Origin of the sequence: Streptomyces sp. NPDC006265 (genome assembly GCF_040613555.1) — a bacterium.
Classification (GTDB): Bacteria; Actinomycetota; Actinomycetes; order Streptomycetales; family Streptomycetaceae; genus Streptomyces.
In genome coordinates this window covers 1-7,763 of the sequence record NZ_JBEXSH010000415.1, presented here as the reverse complement: position 1 = coordinate 7,763, position 7,763 = coordinate 1, and the positions used below count along the sequence as shown (strand labels likewise).

General features: G+C 72.7%; 7 protein-coding genes. 4 read left to right on the top strand and 3 right to left on the bottom strand.

Going from position 1 to position 7,763, the window contains the following annotated elements:
* A partial coding sequence (locus tag ABZ281_RS28690) for an ROK family protein (RefSeq protein WP_356660059.1) occupies positions 1 to 829 on the bottom strand: 829 nt, incomplete at its 3' end.
* 240 nt (positions 830 to 1,069) lie between these two features.
* Between ABZ281_RS28690 and ABZ281_RS28685 the strand changes: the two genes are divergently transcribed.
* The 3 genes from ABZ281_RS28685 (at position 1,070) to ABZ281_RS28675 (ending at position 5,818) form a co-directional block, all read left to right on the top strand.
* A complete protein-coding gene (locus ABZ281_RS28685) occupies positions 1,070 to 1,969 on the top strand; it encodes a BadF/BadG/BcrA/BcrD ATPase family protein (protein ID WP_356660057.1) in 900 nt (299 codons plus the stop codon).
* Between the two features lie 225 nt (positions 1,970 to 2,194).
* On the top strand, positions 2,195 to 4,111 hold the full coding sequence (locus ABZ281_RS28680; RefSeq protein WP_356660055.1) for a phosphatase PAP2 family protein: 1,917 nt from the start codon (positions 2,195 to 2,197) through the stop codon (positions 4,109 to 4,111).
* Positions 4,112 to 4,279: 168 nt separating this feature from the next.
* The gene (locus ABZ281_RS28675) at positions 4,280 to 5,818 is read left to right on the top strand and encodes a phospholipid carrier-dependent glycosyltransferase (protein WP_356660061.1); all 1,539 of its coding nucleotides are present in this window, start codon (positions 4,280 to 4,282) and stop codon (positions 5,816 to 5,818) included.
* Positions 5,819 to 5,836: 18 nt separating this feature from the next.
* Here the strand turns inward: ABZ281_RS28675 and ABZ281_RS28670 are convergent, their stop codons facing one another.
* Both ABZ281_RS28670 and ABZ281_RS28665 read right to left on the bottom strand, forming a co-directional pair.
* Positions 5,837 to 6,238: a DUF3662 domain-containing protein gene (locus ABZ281_RS28670; RefSeq protein ID WP_356660053.1), complete on the bottom strand. Its 402-nt coding sequence runs from the start codon at positions 6,236 to 6,238 to the stop codon at positions 5,837 to 5,839.
* 51 nt (positions 6,239 to 6,289) lie between these two features.
* Positions 6,290 to 6,451 (bottom strand): hypothetical protein, encoded by a 162-nt coding sequence (locus ABZ281_RS28665; RefSeq protein WP_356660051.1) that lies wholly within the window; start codon positions 6,449 to 6,451, stop codon positions 6,290 to 6,292.
* Between the two features lie 157 nt (positions 6,452 to 6,608).
* On the opposite strand from ABZ281_RS28665, the gene ABZ281_RS28660 reads away from it, so the two are divergent.
* Positions 6,609 to 7,526: a MurR/RpiR family transcriptional regulator gene (locus tag ABZ281_RS28660; protein WP_356660049.1), complete on the top strand. Its 918-nt coding sequence runs from the start codon at positions 6,609 to 6,611 to the stop codon at positions 7,524 to 7,526.
* The last annotated feature ends 237 nt before the right edge of the window (positions 7,527 to 7,763 follow it).

The window sequence follows — 7,763 nt, the reverse complement described above, 5'->3', positions numbered from 1 at the left end:
CGGCCAGGGCGAGGAGCCGCTCCGCGGTGCGCGGACGGGGTCCGTCGGCCTGCTGCCAGGCCTCGGCCGCCCGGCGCAGCAGCGTGCGTGATCCCATGCGCTGCTCCAGGCCCTCGTAGTGCGGGGCGCGGCTCTCGTCCCAGGGGTAGGGCAGCCGGGCCACCTCACCCGCGGCGCCGTTCGCGCCGCGCAGCACCCGGCCGCCGATGACGACGGCGAGACCGATGCCGACACCGATGCGCAGGTAGCCGAAGGTCTCGCGGCCGACGGCGGCACCTTCGTGCAGTTCGGCCAGGGCGGCGCAGTTGACGTTGTTCTCCAGGTGGACGGGCACACCCTCGGGCAGTGCCACGGCCATCGCGTCGAAGACGGGACCGGCCTTGGCGGTCGCCGGGCGCTCCCCCGCGCCTTCGCCGTCCCGGGTGGTGACATCGCCGACGGCGACGACGACGGCCCGCAGCGGGGCCCCGGCGGGGAGTGCGCCGAGGACCTTGCGGACGGTGTCGGCAGCCTCTTCCCGGGGGCCGGTGCCCTCGGCGAGCAGCGTGCCGTCCAGGGCACAGCTGCGCACCCGGGTCTTGGCGGGCCCCAGGTCGACGGCGAGCACGGCACCGGCGGCCGGGCCGAGCCGGTAGACCGCGGCGCTGCGGCCGGTGCCGCCGGAGGCCCGCCCGGAGTGGGCGGCGAGTTCCACGGCCTCGAGTTCGGCGACGGCGGTCGAGACGGTCGGCTTGGAAAGGCCGGCACCGGCCGCCAGCTGGGGACGGGTGGCCGTTCCCGCCCCGGCCAGTACGTCGAACACCACACGGGCACTCTCACTCAGGTGCATGGTCTCCCCAGGTCGTGCGGCGGCCGACCAGGACGGCCGCGAGGGTCGCGCGGCATCGGGAATTCCGTGCCTCTTGACGCGCACCCTACTTCGTTAGTTAACTTCCTAACGAACTTCACGGTACTCGCCTGCCGTGTTCGGCAGAAGCCCGTCCCGGGGCTTCCCTACCTCTTCAACTGCCGTGGTACGACGCGCGGTTCGCCTGCCGTCGCCGTGCCACGCAACGACGAAAGAGGACCCGTGCAGGACTCCACGCCTTGCGCCGTCGGTATCGACGTGGGCGGCACCAAGACGCATCTGCGCGCCTTCGTGGGCGGCGAGGACGTCGTCGATCATGTCCGCAGCAGTACGGGATGGCGCCCGCACGACGCCGGGGCCGCCGCCGACTGGTTGGCCGGCCTGATCGCCGACGCCCTGCCTTCTCCCCTACGGCTGTCCGCTCTCGCCGTGGGCGGTCACGCCTGTGAGACGCCACGCCAGTGCGCGGGCATCCGCGCCGCGCTTCAGGAGGGGCTGGGGGTGCCCGCGCTCGTCGTGGGCGATGCCGAGCTGCTCGTTCCCGCCGCGGGGCTGGAGAAGGGTGTGGGCCTGGTCGCCGGTACCGGTTCGGTCGCGGTGGGGCGGCTGCCCGGCGGCGAGGCGGTCCAGGTCGGCGGCTGGGGCGCGGTGCTCGGCGACGAGGGCGGCGCGGCCGGTCTCGTCCGGGAGGCCGCACGGGCCGTCTGGGCCGCGCACGATCGCGGCGAGGAGCCCGACGCACTGGCGACCGGGCTGGTCGCCGCGTTCGGGGTGGCCGAGGTGCCCGCGCTCGGCGCCGCCCTCGAGGCCGCCACGGACGTCTCCGCCGAGTGGGGCAGCCGCTCCCCCGCCGTCTTCACCGCCGCCCGGGCGGGCTCGCCGCTGGCCCGGACCGTGATCGCCGAGGGCGGCCGGGCGCTCGCCGGGCTCGTCGTACGGCTGGCCGCGCGCGGGGTCGCGGTGGACGACGTGGTGGTGGCGGGCGGCACGGTACTCGCCCAGCCCGCGCTGTACGAGGCGTTCACCGCCGCGCTCGCCGAGTCCCTGCCGGGGGCCCGGACGCAGCCGCTGCGGGTGCCGCCGGTCGAGGGCGCGGTGGCTCTGGCCCGTTCGCTTCTGTGAGCCGGGCGGCCGCCGTTCACCCTCCGGTCACCGGCAGGTGGCCGATCCCTCCCCGAAGGGTCACGACACAGCCGTAGATCTTCGCTCGTACGCAACAGGTGCCACAGAAGTCGTCACAGGCACCAGAAGTCGCACAGCCTGCTTCACCTACCCGGCCACACGGCCGACGCACTGTCGCGCAACGCCACGACACCTTCTTCGCAGAACTCCGAGAGAGGCGCACCCATGCCGTCATCAGCCGGGCACCGCTCCCCCGCCACCGTCGACAGGCGGGGCTTCCTCAAAACCTCCCTCGGTGCCTCGGCGGGCCTGCTCGCCGCACCGACCTTCGCGACGTGGCTCGGCGCCGCGGACGCCCAGGCCGCCACGGGCTTCGCCGCGTTCGTCGACGACTACAAGTCGAATGTCATCACGAACCAGACCCCCGAGACCAACGCCGTCGTCCGGATCCTGGGCGGTATGTCGAAGGTGTGGAAGACCGGCGACGCCTGGAACACCGGCCGGGTCCTGGACCACGAGGTGCTGCGCGCCAACATGCGCTACTGCGCCCGCATCACGCAGGCCCGCACCGAGGCGCAGGCGAAGGAGGCCTTCCTCTACGACCGCCAGCACCAGAGCTACGCCATGATCGCCGGTCTCGGTCCGCTGGCCGAGCTCTACAAGGAGGGCGCCAGGGCGGTCACGTCGATCACCACCGCCCCGGACGGCACACCTGACGGGAAGATCCACGACACTCTGCCCGCCGACGCCCCGGCCGGATCCGCCATCGGGGCGGGCTCGCACGACTCGGATCTCGGCCAGGTGGCCAAGCTGGTCGACACCGTGCGCGGGCCGTTCGCCTCGGGCAACCCGGGCAAGTTCGCCTTCCAGTACCCGCGTCCGTGGCGGATGAACGAGGACAGCGAGGTCGTCGACACCGGGAAGAAGGACGCGCTGGGCTACCCGGTGTACGACTCGGACGTCGTCGTCGCCCCGCAGCTGCTGCGTCAGCGCTCGGAGAACGCGCAGGAGGACGGCGGCTTCCCCAGCGGCCACACCAACGCCTTCCACCTGGCCGGTCTGGCCTTCGCGTACGCGGTGCCGGAGCGGTTCCAGGAGCTGGTGACGCGGACGTTCGAGCTGAGCCACACCCGGATCCTGGCGGGCATGCACTCCCCCGTCGACGTCATCGGGGGCCGGATCATGGCCACCGCCCTGACGGCCGCGACCCTGGCCGATCCGGCGAACGCGGAGCTCAAGGCCGAGGCCCGCGCCCAGGCCCTCGCCTACTTCACGCAACGGACCGGCACGACGGCCGACACCCTCTACGACTGGGCCCACCCGGGCGCCGGGGACGCCTATGCCGACCGTGAGGCCAACTCCCGTGCGGTCGGGCCCCGGCTGACCTACGTCCTGCCGCGCCGCGGCCGCCAGGACCCGCTGACCGTGCCGAAGGGCGCCGAGGTGCTGCTCGAGACGCGGCTGCCGTACCTGACCGCGGCCCAGCGTCGCGAGGTGCTGCGGACGACGGCGCTGCCCTCCGGGTACGTCCTGCTGGACGGCTTCGAGCAGTGGGGCCGGCTGAACCTGTTCGCCGCGGCGGACGGTTACGGCGCCTTCGACCGGGACGTCACCGTGACGCTGGACGCGGCGGCCGGGGGCTTCCACGCGGCCGACGGCTGGCGCAACGACATCGAGGGCGACGGCGGTCTGACCAAGCGCGGCTCGGGCACGCTGACCCTGACGGGCCACAACCGCTACCACGGCGGTACCGTCCTGGAGGCCGGCACGCTGGTCGCCGCGTCGCCGAACGCCCTGGGCGAGGGCGATGTCCGGGTCACGGGCGGCACGCTCCGCGCGGCCGAGGTCCTGCGGGTGCGCGGCTCCTACGTCCAGGAGTGCGAGTCGACGTTGGAGCTGCCGCTGCGCAGGAACCACGGCCCGGCCCTCACAGTGAGCCGTCGGGTGCTGCTGGGCCGGGGCAGCGTGCTGTCGCTGCGGCTCGACACCGAGCGGCCGCCGGTCGCGGGGACGACGGTTCCCGTCCTGTCCGCCGGGCAGCTGCGCGGCCGTTTCGACCGGGTCGAGCTGGACTCCGAGACGCTGCGGGCCCTGCCCGTCCACACCGCTGACGGTCTGTCGGTGCGACTCGTGAGGCGGTAGCGCTTTCTACGGCGGGGGCTGATGCAGAGTGGGTCCATGAGGGACCTCTGGATCGCTCCCGCCGTTCCCCGGCCGGTGTCGCTCTCGTCCCCGGCACCGGCCGGCACCACACGGTGGCCGGGCAGACGGTGGCCGGTACGGCTCCTGGTGACCGTACTGCTCGCTCAGATGGCCTTCGCGATGGTGACGACCGCCGTGCGGCAGACCCCCACGATCGACGAACCGGTGTACGTGGGCGCGGCCGCGGAGTACGTGCACGAGCACCGGCTGCGGCACAACCCCGAGCATCCGCCGCTGGGCAAGCTGGCCATCGGTGCCGGGGTCGCCCTCGCGGATCCGCACGTCGACCCGGGCTTCGCCGGGGACCAGGGGCAGTTGGGCCGGCATCTGCTGTACGAGTCGGGCAACGATCCGTGGCGGCTGATGCTCTGGGCCCGCCTTCCGGTGATCGCGCTGACCCTGTCGTTCGGGCTGGTGGTGTTCGCCTTCGCCCGTGAACTGGCCGGGCCCGTCGCGGGGTTGGCCGCGCTCGCGCTGTACTGCTTCTCCCCCGACGTCATCGCCCACGGCTCGCTCGCGACGCTCGATGTTCCGGCCGCCGGGTCCGTGCTGACCTCGGCGTGGCTGGTGTGGCGGGCGCGCCGGAGACCGCGGCCGTACGTGCCGCTCGCGGGGCTGGCACTCGGCGCCGCACTGGCCACGAAGATGAGCACGTTGCCCGCTGTGCCGGTGCTGATGGCGCTGGCCGCCGGGTCGGTGTGGAAGGCGTCCGCGGGAGGCCGGCGCCTCGTTCGTGCGGTGGCCGGCGCGGGCGTCGTGGCCCTCACTGCGATCACGGTCGTGTGGGTCACGTATCTGATGGTCGATCCACGGCTGCGCTGGACTCCGGAACAGCACGTGCCCGTGGTGCACGGCCTGCGGGGGCTGCTGGTCCGGCTGCTGCCCTTCCCGGAGGTCTACGGGGACGGCATGCGCGTGCAGTTCGGACTGGAGAACCGGCCCTGGCAGGGCTTTCTGTTCGGGCGGCTGTACGACGGATCGCTCTGGTACTACCTGCCGGCCGCGCTGCTGGTGAAGACGCCGCTGGGGATGCTCGCGCTGTGGGTCGCGGGCGCCGCGGTCGTCGTCGGGGTCCGGCGGCTGCGGCCCGCCGCACCGTATGTGCTGGCCGCGCCGCTGGTGCTGCTGGCGGCGGCCATGCAGGGGGCGCGCGACTTCGGAACCCGCTACGCCGTGTTCCTGCCGCTGTTCCTCGCGGTCGCGGCGGGGTGTGTGCTCATGGTGCGGCGGCGGTGGGTGTCCGTGGGGGTGACCGTTCTGGTGGCCTTCGCCGCTGTCAGTTCGGCGCGGGCGTATCCCTACTATCTGCCCTACTCCAACGAGGCGTTCGGGGGGCCGGGCAGGACCCGGGAGCGGCTGCACGACTCGAACGTGGACTGGGGGCAGGACCTGGGGAGGCTCGCGGACCGGCTCCGCGACCGGTACCCGGGTGAGCGGGTGTGGCTCGTGTACAAGGGCAGTGGGGTGCCGTCCTTCTACGGCATCGTTTCCTCGGATCCTCGAAACGTGCCGGTCCACGAGGTGCGGGGGCTGCTGGTCGTGTCGGACTCGGCGGCCGCGAAGGCCTCGGGGCGGCTGGCCGAGTTGATCGGCAGCAGCCGCCCCGTCGATGACGTCGGGCACTCGATCACGGTGTACCGCCGTTGAGAGCGGGGGTGCACGTGGTCAGTGCGTCGCGTGGAAGAACCCGTCCGCGCTCACGTGCTGCATGACCCTGGAGGCCACCCGGTAACGGCCGTTGGGCACGTCGGGGCACCTCGCCACGTGAACCGCCAGCGGGCCGGCGAACTCGTAGCCGCGGCGTTCCGCGTGGCGGGAGAGGCTGTCGGTGAGGGCCTGGCCCACGTCGGTGCCGGTGCGGGTCAGGTGGTCGTGCACGCCGTCGGGCAGTTCCACGTCGTAGGCGTTGGGGACCATGACACGTCCCTCACGGCACACGACGGCGTTGTCGTCGCACTCGCGTCGCAGGGCGTCGAGGACCTCGACCGGTTCCTTGTCGCGGAGCCGTGCCCACAGCGCGTCCCATCGGTTCTCCAGCGTCTGTTCCAGCGCACTCAGCGCGCTCATGCCGTCTCTCCTGCCGGAAGCGTCGTCGGATCGGTCGGGGGTGCCGGTGCCCTACCGGTCGTCGTAGTCGCCGGGGCTCACCTCGGCCTCCTCAAGGGCCTCGCGCATCGTGCGGCCGGTCCCGCCCGGCGGGCGGGGGCGGTTCTCGTCCTGGTGGTCCAGCAGGTCGTCGGTGGTCTCCGTCTTGGGCCGGCTCTCCTCCGGGACGGTCATGACGGCGGCTCCTCTCGGGGGGTCGTGTGCGGCGGCGGGTTCCCGCCCGGCGTACGGGTATTCCCCGGCGGGGCAGCTCACGCTGCCCGAAGAAGCCCTGGTCACTACGGTGCGTGAGCTATGTTGAACGTCCGTGGGAGACGAAGGAGGCGCACCGGTGCCATCGCCGCAGCAGGCACGCGCACAGGCATCCGCGATCACCTCGGGGAAGGCCGCGCCCGAAGCGGAGGTCTCCCCCTCCGCCCAGCTCAGGGCGCTCTTCGACAGGCCCCGGCTGTCCCCGGGGCAGCGGCGCATCGCGCAGTACCTGATCGAGCACATCACCGAGGCGGCGTTCCTGTCGATCACGGATCTCGCGGACCGGGTCGGGGTGAGCCAGCCCTCGGTGACGCGGTTCGCCTCGGCCGTCGGCTTCAGCGGATACCCGGCGCTGCGGGAGAAGCTCCAGTCGATCGCGCTGGGCACCCTCGCCGTCGGCCCGTCGGAGGAAACGCACGGCAACGAACTGCAGGCGGCGGTCGACGCCGAGATCGAGAACCTGGAGAACCTGCGGCGGGACCTGGCCGACCCGAACGTGGTCATCGACATCGGCCGCAAGCTCTCCTCGTCCGCTCCGCTGACGGTCCTCGGGCTGCGCATCTCCGTCTCACTCGCCGAGTACTTCGCCTACGCCGCCCGCCGGATCCATCCGGACGTACGGCTCGTGACCCGGGGCGGCAGCGTCGCCTACGACGCGCTGCTGCAGTCGCGTGAGGCGGGAGGTACGTGGGTGCTGGCGTTCTCCATGCCCCGGCACGCCCAGGAGACCCTGACGGCCGTGCGGGTCGCGCGGGGCGCCGGGCTCAAGGTCGCCCTGATCACCGATCTGGCGCTCGGGCCGCTCGCGGACGAGGCCGACGTCGTCTTCGCCATCGGGACCGGGTCGCGACTGGTCTTCGACTCCTACGCGGCCCCGGGTGTGATGTGCTCGGCGCTGCTGCAGGCCATGACGGACGCGGATCCGGAGCGGACGCAGGGGCGGCTGGAGAAGTACGAGCAGGTCGCCGACCAGCACCAGTTCTTCCTCAGGGACTGAGCGGCACTCGGCGGACCTCACACCGGGAGCATCCACAACAAAGCGCGCATGAATGTTTTCATGCTCCTTGCAAACCGGATGGCATATATAAATACTGCTCACGGATCGCGACCCGGCTCTTCCGGATCCGTTCCGCACCCGTGGAGCCGGGTCCTACCCACTCCGGGGGCGCGGGCCGGGTGGGTGCCGTACTGGCCTCGCTCCTGGCCGGGGCCGGCGTGGGCGAGGTGGACGTGC

What these genes read in the sequence shown, in the direction of transcription:
- ABZ281_RS28680 (WP_356660055.1), top strand. Translation starts at nt 2,195, where the DNA reads ATGCCGTCATCAGCCGGGCACCGCTCCCCCGCCACCGTCGACAGGCGG.
- ABZ281_RS28675 (WP_356660061.1), top strand. Translation starts at nt 4,280, where the DNA reads ATGGCCTTCGCGATGGTGACGACCGCCGTGCGGCAGACCCCCACGATC.
- ABZ281_RS28670 (WP_356660053.1), bottom strand. Translation starts at nt 6,238, where the DNA reads ATGAGCGCGCTGAGTGCGCTGGAACAGACGCTGGAGAACCGATGGGAC.
- ABZ281_RS28665 (WP_356660051.1), bottom strand. Translation starts at nt 6,451, where the DNA reads ATGACCGTCCCGGAGGAGAGCCGGCCCAAGACGGAGACCACCGACGAC.